Origin of the sequence: Massiliimalia massiliensis, assembly GCF_900155615.1 — a bacterium.
Classification (GTDB): domain Bacteria; phylum Bacillota; class Clostridia; order Oscillospirales; family Ruminococcaceae; genus Massiliimalia; species Massiliimalia massiliensis.
On the sequence record NZ_FUHT01000004.1, the window covers coordinates 934,683 to 947,835 of the forward strand.

Annotated in this window: 19 protein-coding genes; 3 read left to right on the forward strand and 16 right to left on the reverse strand. The window is 47.7% G+C overall.

All coding sequences use genetic code 11. From position 1 onward, the window contains the following. Positions 1–78: 78 nt before the first annotated feature. From CZ360_RS13070 to CZ360_RS13080, 4 genes are all read right to left on the reverse strand, one after another. Complete coding sequence (locus CZ360_RS13070) at positions 79–474, reverse strand: DUF1492 domain-containing protein (protein ID WP_159438302.1); 396 nt, start codon at positions 472–474, stop codon at positions 79–81. A gap of 104 nt (positions 475–578) precedes the next feature. Beyond that, positions 579–749 (reverse strand): hypothetical protein, encoded by a 171-nt coding sequence (locus CZ360_RS14120; protein ID WP_159438303.1) that lies wholly within the window; start codon positions 747–749, stop codon positions 579–581. 180 nt (positions 750–929) lie between these two features. Next, positions 930–1,112 (reverse strand): hypothetical protein, encoded by a 183-nt coding sequence (locus CZ360_RS13075; RefSeq protein ID WP_077534659.1) that lies wholly within the window; start codon positions 1,110–1,112, stop codon positions 930–932. Continuing rightward, positions 1,109–1,357 carry a hypothetical protein gene (locus tag CZ360_RS13080; RefSeq protein ID WP_077534660.1) on the reverse strand — a complete coding sequence of 83 codons (249 nt, stop codon included), beginning with the start codon at positions 1,355–1,357 and terminating at the stop codon, positions 1,109–1,111. The genes CZ360_RS13075 and CZ360_RS13080 overlap by 4 nt, the downstream gene beginning before the upstream one ends. Before the next feature lie 385 nt (positions 1,358–1,742). Here CZ360_RS13080 and CZ360_RS13085 point away from each other — a divergent pair, with 385 nt between their 5' ends. The 3 genes from CZ360_RS13085 (at position 1,743) to CZ360_RS13095 (ending at position 4,364) form a co-directional block, all read left to right on the forward strand. Then, positions 1,743–2,138 carry a helix-turn-helix domain-containing protein gene (locus tag CZ360_RS13085; protein ID WP_159438304.1) on the forward strand — a complete coding sequence of 132 codons (396 nt, stop codon included), beginning with the start codon at positions 1,743–1,745 and terminating at the stop codon, positions 2,136–2,138. Next, on the forward strand, positions 2,131–2,853 hold the full coding sequence (locus tag CZ360_RS13090) for an ImmA/IrrE family metallo-endopeptidase (RefSeq protein WP_077534662.1): 723 nt from the start codon (positions 2,131–2,133) through the stop codon (positions 2,851–2,853). The genes CZ360_RS13085 and CZ360_RS13090 overlap by 8 nt, the downstream gene beginning before the upstream one ends. Positions 2,854–2,972: 119 nt before the next feature. After that, complete coding sequence (locus CZ360_RS13095; protein ID WP_229408069.1) at positions 2,973–4,364, forward strand: recombinase family protein; 1,392 nt, start codon at positions 2,973–2,975, stop codon at positions 4,362–4,364. On the opposite strand, the gene CZ360_RS13100 is transcribed toward CZ360_RS13095, so the two are convergent. The 12 genes from CZ360_RS13100 to CZ360_RS13155 form a co-directional block, all read right to left on the reverse strand. After that, positions 4,349–4,474: a manganese catalase family protein gene (locus CZ360_RS13100; RefSeq protein WP_077534664.1), complete on the reverse strand. Its 126-nt coding sequence runs from the start codon at positions 4,472–4,474 to the stop codon at positions 4,349–4,351. The genes CZ360_RS13095 and CZ360_RS13100 overlap by 16 nt on opposite strands. 3 nt (positions 4,475–4,477) lie before the next feature. Next, positions 4,478–4,732: a spore coat protein CotJB gene (locus CZ360_RS13105; protein WP_077534665.1), complete on the reverse strand. Its 255-nt coding sequence runs from the start codon at positions 4,730–4,732 to the stop codon at positions 4,478–4,480. Continuing rightward, the gene (locus tag CZ360_RS13110) at positions 4,722–4,901 is read right to left on the reverse strand and encodes a spore coat associated protein CotJA (protein ID WP_077534666.1); all 180 of its coding nucleotides are present in this window, start codon (positions 4,899–4,901) and stop codon (positions 4,722–4,724) included. Before CZ360_RS13110 ends, CZ360_RS13105 begins: the two co-directional genes overlap by 11 nt. A 180-nt stretch (positions 4,902–5,081) precedes the next feature. Continuing rightward, entirely contained in the window at positions 5,082–5,321 is a 240-nt protein-coding gene (locus tag CZ360_RS13115; RefSeq protein WP_143530258.1) for a hypothetical protein, read from the reverse strand. A 91-nt stretch (positions 5,322–5,412) separates the two neighbouring features. Then, the gene (locus CZ360_RS13120) at positions 5,413–6,882 is read right to left on the reverse strand and encodes a polysaccharide deacetylase family protein (RefSeq protein ID WP_077534668.1); all 1,470 of its coding nucleotides are present in this window, start codon (positions 6,880–6,882) and stop codon (positions 5,413–5,415) included. A gap of 173 nt (positions 6,883–7,055) precedes the next feature. Continuing rightward, complete coding sequence (gene sepF / locus CZ360_RS13125) at positions 7,056–7,376, reverse strand: cell division protein SepF (RefSeq protein WP_159438306.1); 321 nt, start codon at positions 7,374–7,376, stop codon at positions 7,056–7,058. A gap of 174 nt (positions 7,377–7,550) precedes the next feature. After that, a complete protein-coding gene (locus CZ360_RS13130) occupies positions 7,551–8,171 on the reverse strand; it encodes a V-type ATP synthase subunit D (RefSeq protein ID WP_077534670.1) in 621 nt (206 codons plus the stop codon). Between the two features lie 120 nt (positions 8,172–8,291). Further along, positions 8,292–9,701: a V-type ATP synthase subunit B gene (locus CZ360_RS13135; protein ID WP_077534848.1), complete on the reverse strand. Its 1,410-nt coding sequence runs from the start codon at positions 9,699–9,701 to the stop codon at positions 8,292–8,294. Positions 9,702–9,814: 113 nt separating this feature from the next. Then, positions 9,815–11,566: a V-type ATP synthase subunit A gene (locus tag CZ360_RS13140; protein ID WP_077534671.1), complete on the reverse strand. Its 1,752-nt coding sequence runs from the start codon at positions 11,564–11,566 to the stop codon at positions 9,815–9,817. Positions 11,567–11,592: 26 nt separating this feature from the next. Continuing rightward, the gene (locus tag CZ360_RS13145) at positions 11,593–12,192 is read right to left on the reverse strand and encodes a V-type ATP synthase subunit E (protein WP_077534672.1); all 600 of its coding nucleotides are present in this window, start codon (positions 12,190–12,192) and stop codon (positions 11,593–11,595) included. Between the two features lie 33 nt (positions 12,193–12,225). Next, positions 12,226–12,534, reverse strand: a complete 309-nt coding sequence (locus tag CZ360_RS13150) for a V-type ATP synthase subunit F (RefSeq protein ID WP_077534849.1) — start codon at positions 12,532–12,534, stop codon at positions 12,226–12,228. Between the two features lie 165 nt (positions 12,535–12,699). Beyond that, entirely contained in the window at positions 12,700–13,131 is a 432-nt protein-coding gene (locus tag CZ360_RS13155; RefSeq protein ID WP_077534673.1) for an ATP synthase subunit C, read from the reverse strand. Positions 13,132–13,153 lie beyond the last annotated feature (22 nt).

Genomic DNA, 13,153 nt, shown 5'->3' on the forward strand with positions numbered 1-13,153 from the left:
TTTTTTCTATCCTTCCCGCGAAAAACAAAAAGACCATTAACTTCCAGTTAAAGTTTAGCATAGAGCGGGCCAATCATTCTATAACATCATTTTGCTCAGCGCCTGCTTGTGCAGACGGCATACATGGACATAGGAATAGTTCATCTTTCCGGAAATTTTTTCCAGTGTTAAGCCGTCGATATAATGATATTCCAGCAGCAGGCGCAGAGTATCGTCCTTAACAGAATGGATTTTACTTCTAATTTCTTCCCGGAGTAAAACCAATTTTTCTGTTTCCTGATTCAATTCCTCCTCCAAGCTCCGAATCCGATTCATTGTCTCCGTTGCAGTTCCTTGTATTGTGCCGGAATCCTGAGCCCACGAAAGATATTGGATGCGATCTTTCCAAATATCGCACTCCGCCTTTTTTCTCCTGATATCCTGGTCTAATAGTCGATACTGCTGCAAAAATTTCCGTTTTCTTTCTTCAGTCAAACAAACCACTTCCTGTTCTTTTATTTCTCTGTTTGATATAAAAAAGGCAGGCGTTTTCAATACGCCTGCCTTTTTTATTATGATGAATTGGGTCAAGCAAGGCCTCATCCTTTGCTTCCTCTTCCCCTTTTCTTCATATAATTCGGGACGACCCGGACCTGGGCGCCTTTTACCCCGCTATAACGTCCTGCTTGAAGTCCCTCGTTGATCCGTTTCAGCCAGGCCATTGGATCGTTTTCTTCATACACCATTTTTACATTCTTATTTGCAACCATTTTTCATTCATCCCGCTTCCTGTTCTAGATAAAGAGTCCATGCTTGATACCATCCTATGCGCAAAGGTCATGCGGGATACCTCCGCGCAAAAATATAGTATTATTTTTCGGAATAGCAGTTATTCCGGAAAAACTTTCCAGGTATCTCCTAGAGCACGGCGCAGTACTATCTCGACTGCCTTACAGTTTGTATATACGGGATACCGTTTTAACCGGTTCATTAAGCCGATCCTTTTCAGAGGATTTTTCGGCGCGTTTATGTAAATATCCTGCTAATATATCCAGCAGAAAGCATAAAAGCCCGCCGAATACCAGCCAACAAAAAATCATCTGGCAAAGCTGCTGTTCTACCTCGGTATTCATCCATTTTTCTTCCTTTCCTCTTTCTGAATCTGTGCCGTAGGGTCATCTGAAGCATCCTCTGATAAATATTGCCAAACCTGTTTATCATTCAGCGGCAAATCAAGATATCGTTTTATATTCCGGAAAATCTGCTGCGTCCATTCTTCCTTGGAAAGCATGCTGCTCCATTCCCAATTTCCAGCTTCATCCTGAACATAGATTTGTAGTTCCTGTTCTTGATCCTGAATTTTGCCAATTATTCTCATGTGATGCTCCTGTTTACCCGGCACTTTATATCACCCCACCCTATCATATGAAAAAGCAGACTGACTCATTCCATTAACCGTTTATACGCTTAAAGCGTATTTGTGAATTAAACTATCTTTTCTCACCTTCCAACTGAAATATACTTTTCAAATTTTTTGTCTAAAATACGCTTAATACCAATTTTTTCTTTTCACAGCCTTATTATATTACGCTATAAGCGATATGTCAACCCCAAAAGCGTAAATAATAAAAAAATATTTGATTTTTTAACGCTTTTAGGGTATAATAGAAAAAACAAAGCTTTTCGTTATATAGTCATGCTTTTTAAAAGACAGCCAGCATAAAAATACGCTTTGTTTTTATTTCTTAAAGAAAGGGAGCCCTTTGCGATGCAAGGGCATGGTGATTGCAATGGACGATTACGGCAACAGGGAGATTATGTCCCAAAATCTGAATTATTACATGCGGCTTCATCAAAAGGACAGAAAACAAATATGTGAGGATCTGGGGATTTGCTATTCAACCTTTTGCGACTGGGTGAACGGCAATAAGTATCCGCGAATCGAAAAAATTGAAATGCTGGCCCGTTATTTTGGAATCCAGAAATCAGATTTGATTGAAAGCCGTCAGCTTTCGGCTGACGAGCCTGAGGAGGAGCCGGAGCTGGAAGAGATTGTCATCTTAAACCGCGCCGCTAAAAAAATGTCGCCTGAAAATCGGAAAAAACTGCTGGAAATGGCAAAAGTGATGTTCCAGGAGGATTTTTCAGAGGATGAATAGGAAGCCTGACTATCGTCTTGCCACCAATGCAGCCTATCAGCTTTTGATTCGCAGCGAATCGATTACAAGACGGATTGACCTGCTGCAGATTGCGGCATCGATTCCCAATATTACCTTAATCAATTATGACTGCTTCGCACGGCGCTTTTGCCTTAGCGCTGAAGAACTGGAAGAGGTTCTGCCAAGCGAGTACGGCCTAACAATACGGCGGGGAAAACGGGCGTTTGTCCTGTACAACCATCATAAGGATATCTGTACGATCCGTTTTACCATTGCGCATGAGCTGGGACATTATATCCTGCTCCATGATGAGGATACCCCTCAGACGGACAAAGAAGCCAATTGCTTTGCCCGCAATCTGCTCTGTCCAATTCCTCTGGCAAAGCAGCTTCACCTGTCTACTGCGGACGGCTATGTCAAGGTTTTCGGCGTTAGCGGGCCAATGGCGCAGGCCAGCCTGGAAAACAGGGCTTCTGATGAGTATTATGTGCAAAAAGAGCTTTACATCCAGGTTGATGAGCTATTCCATCTGTACCTGTTTGAACAGGAGAACGGACAGCTTACCGACAAACAGCCGCCCAGAAAGCCAGTTCTCTCCAAACAGGAAACACGCCGAACCAGAAAAACGGATGGCAGCAGAACTGAAAACACTCTAGACGAATGGGAGCGGGCTTTTGCCAAAGCAGAACAGCGTTGGCTTTACGGCGGAATATAACCGGTTTTTCTGACATATTCTCCAACGGAAGGCGTATATATGATAATAAACGATACTGCTGTCGTACCTTCGCCATGGAAGGTGCGATGGCTTTTTATTTCTGGAAAGGGTTGGAGAAAATGAAAGTTGCCGCCGCATATATCCGGGTCAGTACGGAAGAACAGACCGAATTGTCACCTGACAGCCAGCTCAGGGAAATCCGAAAATACGCCGGGCTGCATGGGCTTGATCTTCCGGAGGAGTATATTTATACGGACGAAGGGATCAGCGGAAAGCATGTAGAAAAACGCGCCGGCTTTAACCGGATGCTCCTTGCCGCCCGGCAAAAGCCAAAGCCATTCGACGTGATCCTGCTCTGGAAATTCAGCCGGTTCGCACGCAACCGGCAGGACAGCATCGTCTATAAGTCCATGCTTCGCAAACAGCTTGGAATCGATGTTGTCTCGATTACCGAAAATCTTGGAGATGATAAAACCTCCATCCTGATTGAGGCGTTAATCGAAGCGATGGATGAATACTACAGTGTCAATCTCGCGGAGGAGGTACAGCGCGGGATGAAAGAGGCAATTACACGCGGAAAGCCCATTTCCTCTCCGCCCTTTGGTTACAGGATGGAGCATGGGGAGTTCTGTCCCGATCCGCAGACCGCACCTGTAGTTCTGTTGATTTTTGAGCTGTTCTGCGGCGGCGAATCGCTTCCTGGGATTGCAGAACACCTCAACCGTGCCGGGATACAAACCACCCGTGCAAAGCCGTTTACCAGCCGTTCCGTCCGCTATATCCTCGCTAATCCGACCTATCTCGGAAAGCTTCGGTGGAAAGACGGAGAACAGCATGAAGCGGTCGTGCTGGACGGTATGCATCCGCCGTTAATCAGTGAATCCCTTTGGAAGGAGGCGCAGCAGCTTTTGTCGCTCTCCTTCCCGAAACCTTCACATGCCCGTCAGCCGGTCGCCTCCGATTCCCTCCTGCACGGTCTGCTCCGCTGCGGGAGCTGCGGAGGAGCGTTATCCTATATTCCGTCCAACCACGGATACCAGTGCTGCAATTACGCCCGGGGACTTTGCAACACCTCCCATTATCTTTCTGAGCAGAAGGCCGGACAGTTAATTTTAAACCATCTTATGGAGCTGTACGCGCCGCTCTCCTTCCATTACCAGCCTAATGCGTCCAATTCTCATTTCAAAGCTCTATCAGCGTTTTTCCAGCAGCGAGACGCCCTGCAGGCTAAGCTGAAAAAGGCAAAGCAGGCTTACCTGTCCGGAATAGATACGCTGGAGGAATACAGCCGCACGAAGCGGCAGGTCGAACACCAGCTCGCACTTTGGGAACAGCAGGAACCGCAACGAACCCATGCTCCTGCTCCCGTCCTGCAAAGCATTTCATTTCGCAGCTTGCTGCAAAGCTCATTGCCCGTCCGGATAAAAAACCAGCTTCTCACATCCTTTGTGGAAAGGATTGTGTTTGACCGGCAGCAACAAACCTTAACTCTTTATTACCGCCTGTCCTGATCGATTTTGCAATCAGGCCCGCCTAACTGCGAAATAATCACCTTTGCCATTGCCGGGTTCGGGGTTTTGATATCCACCGGATATTCTAGTCGTTTTTCATAGCTCCACATTATTTACACCTCACTATTGTCCCATGGCCATGGTTGGTCTACCCAGTCCCACCGGTCACTGCTATGCAGCTCATCTCTGTTAATCGTGCCAAATCTCTTGGTATATTCTGTCAAGGTCTCTCTCTTTAAGATCAGATATTTCTGATAGCATGCCAGCGCATCCTGATCCGTCGGATGGGTGTCTAAAAATAACGCAACTTCTGTCAGTACAAAGTCGCAGACCTGAAGCCGTTTGAGCAGTGCTTTTCTATTGTTCATCGCAGACGGCCTCCTGTCCAATAAACGGTTTGTCTAGTTCAGCAAAAAGCGTCCCACGCTGCAGCGCAACGTCGGAGGAATAAATATCCCGCCACTTCTGCCATGGGACATATGCCATGGCCAACGGAAGGCTGTCAAGCTGAACGTTATCGGTCAAACGTTCATTCATTCTTCATTCTTCCTTTCACTCAAGGTTATTGCAGGGGAGAAAAGGGAATTTATATTCAAGGATAGAATCCTTTCCCTATACGATATGATTCCAATCCTGAAAAAGTTCTGCAAAAATCGTGCTAATCCCCTTCCAGACGCAAAAAACCGTCCTCAATCGAGGACGGTTTTTCTGTCTTTTTTAGTCTTTTTGGGACATTTCCTCCACCCAGGCAACCATCTGCCGGTATCCATCATCCGAAATCGGGAAGCATTTTTCTTCATCCACTTCAGAACAGTCGAGGCAAAAAGGGCCTGTCCATACTTTCACGGCCATTTCGCTGTCACCGGGAAAAATTTTGAAATTGAATTTTCCCTTGCTTCCACTGTAAATATTATGGTTTACAAAATATTCCAAGCTCGGTATTTCCACTCCTATCATTCCTTTCTATCTCTTTCTTCTATCTTACCATATTTTTTTTCATCGTCAATAACAAAAGAAAAGACAATGGACACCCATTGCCTTTTCCAGTTTATTTCTTAATACCGTGATAATATATTTTCCCGTTCTCCAGCTTAAAGCCCCGTGCAGTTAAAAGCTCCTTTACAGTCACAAGCTGGTACTCCTTTGCAAGCTTCGGGATGACGCTCTCACACGCTTCCGCGGTTGAGGTGTAAAGCTCATGCATCAGGATAATGTCTCCATCCTCTACATGCTCCAGAATTTTTTTCTCAATACTGTCTTTGTTTTTGGTTTTCCAGTCCAAGGTATCAAGCGACCAGGTGACAATTGGTTTTGAAACCGTTTTTTTCACCAGGTCGTTCACCGCCCCATACGGCGGACGGATCACGTCAGCAGGAATACCGATCATCTTTTTCAGCTTTTTATCTGTTTTGCTTAACTGGGAATTGATATCGTCCCCGCTCAGCTTCGTCAAATTTGAATGGTCGTAGGAATGACTTCCTATTTCACAATGGAGTCCGTAGGCTCGCTTGATCACGTCCGAGGTTTCGTCATTGACCCGGTTGCCCAGATAGAAAAAGGTTGCCCTTCCGCCTACCTGCTCCAGCGCATCCAGAATCCGATTTCCAACCGGAGAATACGGCCCGTCGTCAAAGGTCAGCGCAATCATCGGCTTGCTGGGATCAACATCATCAGGCAGGGTGTATTCCTTAGTATAGCCTGTAACATTCAGCTTCATCTGCTGGTAAATTTCCTTCGCCGGGATAGTAACGCTTAATACCCCGGTAGACACATCGCTTAACCGTCCCGCGTCAAAGTAAATGGTCACGCCGTCTCTGGTGTAGCTGACATGTGAAAAGTTCTCCCAATCCGGATCGGTCGCGCTCTGGAAGGCCTCGGAATCTACCTGTTCCCTAATCCCGTCCTGACTGCCGAAATACTGCCGCACATACTGTGAGACGAACTTGGGATAATTCTCCCCGAAAACATCCTGGTTTGTCAGCCGTTGGTTTGCTTTCGCGTCATATAAAAATGTTTTCACCTGATGCTGCTGCTGCGCCCCGTCCGAAAAGTCCTGAATCACGTGATAGACTACACTGACATACGAACCGCAGGGGATGATATCATAATCCATCGTGATAACGGTCTTATGATCCGGGTTCTGCTGGTAAGAGCCTTCAATCGCATCGATCAGCGACTGCGCATCCTCCTTCATCAGGGTGTCAAGGGTTTCATCCTCCATTTTGGGATAGCGCGCACCCAGCACTTCACCGTCCGCAAACTTTACCAGGGATTCCGCCTCCCCCTGTGCCTTGGGCGTACGGTTAAAACGGAAATTTGCGATTTGGACAGCCGGTTTCATTGCTGGGGGAGCAACCCTTCTGGCCGATCCCAGATGGATTCCCGTCATCCAGACCAGGATCAGGCCCAGTGCGCACAGCATTGCCAACGCACATCCCCACAGAACCACCGCAAGCCTGCGTTTCTTCCTGCGCCGGACAAGCGCTTCCCGATCCTTTTCATAATCAAAAGCTTTCATCGTTTTTCATCATCTTTCATATTTCGACAAATTTATTTGTCTCAGATTATAACAAAGATGACCTGCAATAGCAAGGAAAAAACGATTTTGTCACCATTCCCCAGAGCATTGTAATGGACTTCGGGAAGTTGTAACAAAATCGTCATGCTTTCCTAATCTATTTGTTAACCTTTTTACTCTTCCCTAAGCTCATCATCAGCGTCATATTCCAAAACAATTGAATACGGCGCCAGGAAAATAAGCTCTGACGAAGCTCTCACTACAGCACAGTTGCGTACATAGGAAAATCCGCGCAGAAAATCAAGCATCCGCGCTTCTAAATCCGGGCTGATTGTCTCGGTATTCAGCGCAATGCATTTTCCGTCTCTCAAATAATCTGCTATTGTGACTGCATCTGCCAGTTGTGAAGGTTCCATTGTAATAATCTGAAACGATTTTGCAGGCTGATGAACTGAGATATCCGCGGTTTCATAATCCCTTGCCAAGTTCATCATCATATCCCCTTCCTAATATTATTTCTTTTCATGGGTTTATTATCGAACAATCTACTTATATTATACCGATCTTGTCTGGAAAATTCAAGCAAAGACGCTATTATTCACACTTTCTTTGCAAATCATGACGATTTTTGTACAAAAAAAGAGCAGGCAAAGCACCTACTCTCCTCATTACTGCATTGCACGCCCTTTTTGTTTCTTGATTACCTTCAGGCGGCTGAACTCCTCCCGCTCCTTTTCTTCCAGAGATTCGGAGATCATTTTGATCGTATCCTCAAACTGCGGAATGATAATGTTATGAAGCGCATTCGCACGCCGCTGTGTTTTTTTGATCTCATTTGCCAGCCTGCAGACACTGTTTTCCACCTCTGCGAGTACAACGGTCAGCTCCTTTGCCTTTTCAAGGCTCGCATAGGCCAAATCAAATTGGGAGTTTGTATCCATAAAGCCATACGCTTTCGCAGAAAGGGTGCTTTGCAGCGACACTTTAGGGATTTCTACCCCCATCACGCTGCGATATGTGATGTGCACGCCTGTTTCCACATCGATCCCATTCGCAATATTATCAATAACACCCATCGTAATATTTGCCGACTGCAAGGCCTTATAGGCCTGCGCATAGGTCGACTCAATCTCACCGCGGATTGATTTTGCTTTATCCACCAAAGAAACCATTTCACGGATCAGGATATTTCGTTTCCGGTCCATCAGGTCAAAGCCAAGCTTAGCCAAGCTCAGGGATTTCTTTGTGTTAATCAGGTTTCCCTTTGTCGGGAAAACCGGCATTGCCATATCACGTCATTCCTTTCTGAATACCGGGTACTGTATTTACTGCGGCCGTCCATCCTCCTCGGCTATAGTACCAATCAATTAGCAAAGGCTTTCCTCTCCCTGCCCATTGACAGAACCCGATTAATACCGTTTCCGTTTCCGGAACCGTTCAGACCGGCTGGAATCGTAGAATTGGAACAGCAGCTCTGTATCAACACGATCCAGTTCCTCTTTCGGCAGCAAGCACAGCAAATCCCAGCCCAAATCCAGTGTTTGGTCAATGGAGCGGTCTTCGTTTTCCCCCTGGTTAATGAAATGCTGCTCAAACTGGCGGCCAAATTCCAGATAGGATTTGTCAACCGGAGAGAGCTCCTCTTCCCCGATAACCGACGCCAGGGCGCGCGCATCGCTCACCTTTGCATAGCATGCAAAGAGTTGGTTTGCAACCGACTGGTGATCCTTTCTCGTATAGCCTTCCCCAATGCCGTCCTTCATCAAACGGGATAAGGAAGGAAGAATGGACACCGGCGGATAAATTCCTGCCTGCGCAAGCCCCTTGTCCAGTACAATCTGTCCTTCAGTAATATAGCCCGTCAGGTCTGGAATCGGGTGGGTAATATCGCCGTTTGGCATTGTGAGAATCGGGATCTGGGTGACAGAGCCCTTAGAGCCCTGGATAACGCCCGCTCGCTCATATAAAGAAGCCAGATCGGAATACAGATAGCCCGGATAGCCCTTCCTTCCCGGGATTTCTCCTTTGGAGGAAGAAAATTCACGCACTGCCTCTGCATAGGAGGTCATATCGGTCAAGATCACAAGAATATGCATGTCGTGCTGAAAAGCAAGGTATTCCGCTACTGTCAGCGCACAACGCGGAGTCAAAATACGCTCAATAATCGGATCATTGGAAAGGTTCATGAACATAACAACCCGTTCCAAAACCCCGCTCTCCTCAAACCGCGCTTTAAAATAATCCGCCACATCATTGGTAACGCCCATCGCGGCAAATACAATCCCGAACCCCTGGCCGGACTCATCCGCAATTCTTGCCTGGCGCACAATCTGTGCGGCGAGCTTGTTGTGACTCAGTCCGGAATCGGAAAAAATCGGCAGCTTCTGTCCCCGAATCAGGGTCATCAGCGCATCGATAGATGAAATACCAGTCCGGATATAGTTCCTGGGATAAATACGGGATACCGGGTTGATCGGTTTTCCGTTAATATCCGCAAATGTGTCAGGATAAACGTCGCCCAGCCCGTCGATCGGTTTCCCTGCGCCGTTAAAAATCCTGCCAAGCAGCTCCCTCGACAACGGCAGTTCCATTGGTTTTCCGGTGAATTTTGTGGTGGTATTGGTTAGGGATAGGTTATTGGTTCCCTCAAACACCTGAACGACAACGCGTTCCCCGTCAATTTCTACAATACGCCCCAGGCGCGTTGCCCCATTGTCAGTTTTCAGCTCAACCAACTCGTCAAACGAAGCGTCCGGCACATGGTCCAACACGATCAGGGAGCCGTTGATTTCGTTCAGGCCTTTATATTGCAATGAAATCGCCATATATAACTCCATTCCTTTCTGAAACCGAGCTTTCTCGAAAATCCGCCCGGCTTTGAACTCCTGTGCGCCAGAAGGCACAGTGCCAAGCAGCCCCATCGGGCCGTATGCTAGCGGTCGCTCTGTTTTATCATCTCGTCAATCTCCCGGTAATACTCGTCAAATTTGCCGAGGTCATCGTTCGGGATATCGTATTTCATCCGGTTCAGCTTGTCAAAAATCCCGGTAGAAATGATATTAGAAAGCGGGATATTCCGGCTCACCAATTCGGCAGCCCGATCGTATAAATAGAGGATCACCTTCATCATGCGGCTCTGTTTTTCAAGCGGCACATAGGTGTCATCCTTGTGGAAAGCATTCTGCTGTAAAAATCCAACGCGAATTACTTTGGCAATCTCGATCACCAGCTTTTGGTCGTCCGGCAGGACGTCCGCGCCGATCAGCTTCACAATTTCCATCAGGTTCGCTTCTTCAGCAAGGAGCGCGGTCATACGCTGCTTCATCGGAATAAAATCAGGCCCGATCTCCTGCCTGTAAAACGCTGCAAAATCATCGTCATACTCGCTGTAGCTGGTCATCCAGTTTATTGCCGGATAGTGTCTGGCATAGGCCAATGCCTTGTCGAGCGCCCAGAAACAGCGGACAAACCGCTTGGTATTCTGAGTAACCGGTTCGGAAAAGTCCGCGCCCTGCGGCGAGACTGCCCCAATAATCGTGACCGAACCCTCGCTTCCATTCAAGGTAATCATATATCCCGCCCGTTCATAGAACGCAGACAGACGAGACGGCAGATAAGCCGGAAAGCCTTCCTCCGCAGGCATCTCCTCCAGACGGCCGGAAATCTCACGCAGCGCCTCCGCCCAGCGCGAGGTGGAATCCGCCATGATTGCTACATGATATCCCATATCCCGGTAATATTCCGCCAATGTGATCCCAGTGTAAATTGACGCCTCGCGCGCCGCAACCGGCATGTTTGAGGTGTTGGCAATCAAAGTGGTACGGTCGGTCAGCGCTTTTCCGGTGCGCGGGTCGACCAGATCGGAAAATTCCTCCAGCACCTGGGTCATCTCGTTGCCCCGTTCTCCACAGCCGATATAGACGATAATATCCGCGTCGCACCATTTTGCAAGCTGATGCTGAGTCATGGTTTTCCCAGTCCCAAATCCGCCCGGAATCGCCGCAGTGCCCCCCTTAGCAATCGGGAACATCGCGTCGATAATTCTCTGCCCGGTAATCAGCGGGCGGCTGATCGGCAGACGTTCCTTCACCGGACGCGGGGTACGGATCGGCCATCTCTGGCAGAGAGTCAGTTCCGTTTCCTTACCCGTATCGTCACGAATTACCGCAACAACATCGTTCACGGTATAAGCGCCGTTTTCCGCCACACGGACGACCTCCCCGCTCAAAAGAGGAGAAAGCATACATTTATGGGTAATCAGCCCCGTTTCGGGACAGGTTGCGTATATCTCGCCGCCCTTTAACCGGTCACCTGGCTTTACCGTAATGGTAACGTCATATTTTTTCTGCTGATCCAGTGCGGGAATATCAGAACCAATTCCGATGAATGCGCCTTCATTTTCGGCCATATTTCTCAGCGGCCGTTCAATTCCGTCAAAGATATTCGACAGGATGCCCGGGCCCAGAGTCGCACAGAGCGGTGAACCGGTTGAATACACCGGCTCTCCCGGTCTTAAGCCTGTTGTACTCTCGTAAACCTGGATTGTGGTTTCCTGTTCTGTCACAGAAATGATCTCGCCAATAATTTTCTGATGGCCGACATATACCATTTCCAGCATCGAGAAGTCTTTGGTATCACGCACCTTGACAACAGGGCCGTTAATCGAATAGATTACATTTGCCAATGATTTCCACTCCCATCCGACGCGTTTTAATACTGAATCGTCAGTCCGCAGGTGCTGTAAAAGCCCTGTTTCTGTTCTTCCAATACAGCCGCAAAGGTTTTGTCCGTCAGGACACCGTGTTCCTTGTTGAACAGTATAAATCCACCCAGGCGGTTACCCGAATCTTCTTCTACCTCTATTTTTCCAGAAAGCTGCTTTTTCAGGCTGTCCGCCAGTGTCAAGTCCTCTTTTTTCAGCAGGACTGTTGCTGTGTCAAAAGGAAATTCCTCCATCGCAGCCTCGACCTGTTCCAGCAGATAACCGGCGTATTCCTCTGTATGAGAAAACTCAGTCAGTTTCTCTTTCGCCTCGTCAAATATCTTGTCAGTCAGTTGGTTGCGGTACTTTACCAGCCCGCGCCGAACCTCCAGGTCATATTTTGTAACAGCCTGCTTTTGACGGTTCTTGATCACCTGAACCTGCTCCTGCATATAGTCAAACATCTTTGCATATTCTTCACCCTTTGCTTTTTCAAGCTCCTGTTCCCGGTATGCTTTTGCCTCTTCCTGAAGCTGTTTGATCTTCTGTTCAGCTTCCTGTTCGACCGCCTGCTCAAAAGCAGCCAGCTTATCCCGACTATAACTCATCTTGTTGATTCCCCTTTATGAAACAGCGAAAAGCTAAAGCTCAATTCCAATTGCATCCCGCACATAATTCGCGATATTCTCGCTGATATTTGTATTCCCGTGACGGTCTGGGATTTCTACAATCAAAGGCCGTTTCAAACTCAGCTTCAGATCATAAATATAAGTATAACAAAGCTTTACAAGCTTTTCCGAAACGAGAATAATACCGATCTCCTGATCCTGAAGCGCGGTCTCTACCGCCCGATGCACCTCATCGGCCTCATGCACGACAACTCCCTCGATTCCGGCCAGACGCATTCCCATCTGGGTATCGATATTATCACTGATACAGAAAAATTTCATCTTGATAGCCGCGGCTTCCGCCCAGGCGGAAGCACTTCCTTTCCTGTGGAATTGAAGCCGTCCCCGCAGCAAAACGTTCGCCTTCCCGACGGCGCAAGCTGCCAAGCCTCTGTTTGAAGGGTGTTCCTTCAAACGCAGCCCCATCTGAATTTGGTAATATCCTGATTAGGTAAACAGAATCATGAAGGAAATAACCAACCCGTAAATGGCAATCCCTTCACCCATTACAACAAAGATCATTGCTTTACCGAATGCTTTCGGATCCTCGCTGCACGCGCCGATTGCCGCCGGAGCCGCGTTCCCTACCGCGATTCCCGCACCAATACAGGATAATCCGGTCGCCAAGGCGGCGCCTAAATATTTAATCCCATCGCCGGTTGACAGCGCGCCGGCGACTCCCTCTGCCGCTTCCGCCGCAGAGACAAAGCCTCCGATTGGCAGGATAACCATTAAAAGAACCAAACCAAAGAACGCACATAAATTAAACCAAATGGCATGCTTCGCTTTCTTCCCGGTCGTAATTCCAGCATATACCGGAACCAACGGGGCCATCAGCAACGCGATTGCTAATAAAGGCAGTAACAGATACAATAACATGACAAAACCCTCCTAAGATAAG

Bases quoted from the DNA above. Each gene is read 5' to 3' on its own strand.
- CZ360_RS13095 (WP_229408069.1), top strand. From the start codon at position 2,973: ATGAAAGTTGCCGCCGCATATATCCGGGTCAGTACGGAAGAACAGACC.
- CZ360_RS13075 (WP_077534659.1), bottom strand. From the start codon at position 1,112: ATGAATACCGAGGTAGAACAGCAGCTTTGCCAGATGATTTTTTGTTGG.
- CZ360_RS13110 (WP_077534666.1), bottom strand. From the start codon at position 4,901: ATGAATGAACGTTTGACCGATAACGTTCAGCTTGACAGCCTTCCGTTG.
- sepF (WP_159438306.1), bottom strand. From the start codon at position 7,376: ATGATGAACTTGGCAAGGGATTATGAAACCGCGGATATCTCAGTTCAT.
- CZ360_RS13080 (WP_077534660.1), bottom strand. From the start codon at position 1,357: ATGAGAATAATTGGCAAAATTCAGGATCAAGAACAGGAACTACAAATC.
- CZ360_RS13090 (WP_077534662.1), top strand. From the start codon at position 2,131: ATGAATAGGAAGCCTGACTATCGTCTTGCCACCAATGCAGCCTATCAG.
- CZ360_RS13130 (WP_077534670.1), bottom strand. From the start codon at position 8,171: ATGGCAATGCCGGTTTTCCCGACAAAGGGAAACCTGATTAACACAAAG.
- CZ360_RS13115 (WP_143530258.1), bottom strand. From the start codon at position 5,321: ATGATAGGAGTGGAAATACCGAGCTTGGAATATTTTGTAAACCATAAT.
- CZ360_RS13100 (WP_077534664.1), bottom strand. From the start codon at position 4,474: ATGTGGAGCTATGAAAAACGACTAGAATATCCGGTGGATATCAAAACC.
- CZ360_RS13120 (WP_077534668.1), bottom strand. From the start codon at position 6,882: ATGAAAGCTTTTGATTATGAAAAGGATCGGGAAGCGCTTGTCCGGCGC.
- CZ360_RS13145 (WP_077534672.1), bottom strand. From the start codon at position 12,192: ATGAGTTATAGTCGGGATAAGCTGGCTGCTTTTGAGCAGGCGGTCGAA.
- CZ360_RS13105 (WP_077534665.1), bottom strand. From the start codon at position 4,732: ATGAACAATAGAAAAGCACTGCTCAAACGGCTTCAGGTCTGCGACTTT.
- CZ360_RS14120 (WP_159438303.1), bottom strand. From the start codon at position 749: ATGGTTGCAAATAAGAATGTAAAAATGGTGTATGAAGAAAACGATCCA.
- CZ360_RS13155 (WP_077534673.1), bottom strand. From the start codon at position 13,131: ATGTTATTGTATCTGTTACTGCCTTTATTAGCAATCGCGTTGCTGATG.
- CZ360_RS13150 (WP_077534849.1), bottom strand. From the start codon at position 12,534: ATGAAATTTTTCTGTATCAGTGATAATATCGATACCCAGATGGGAATG.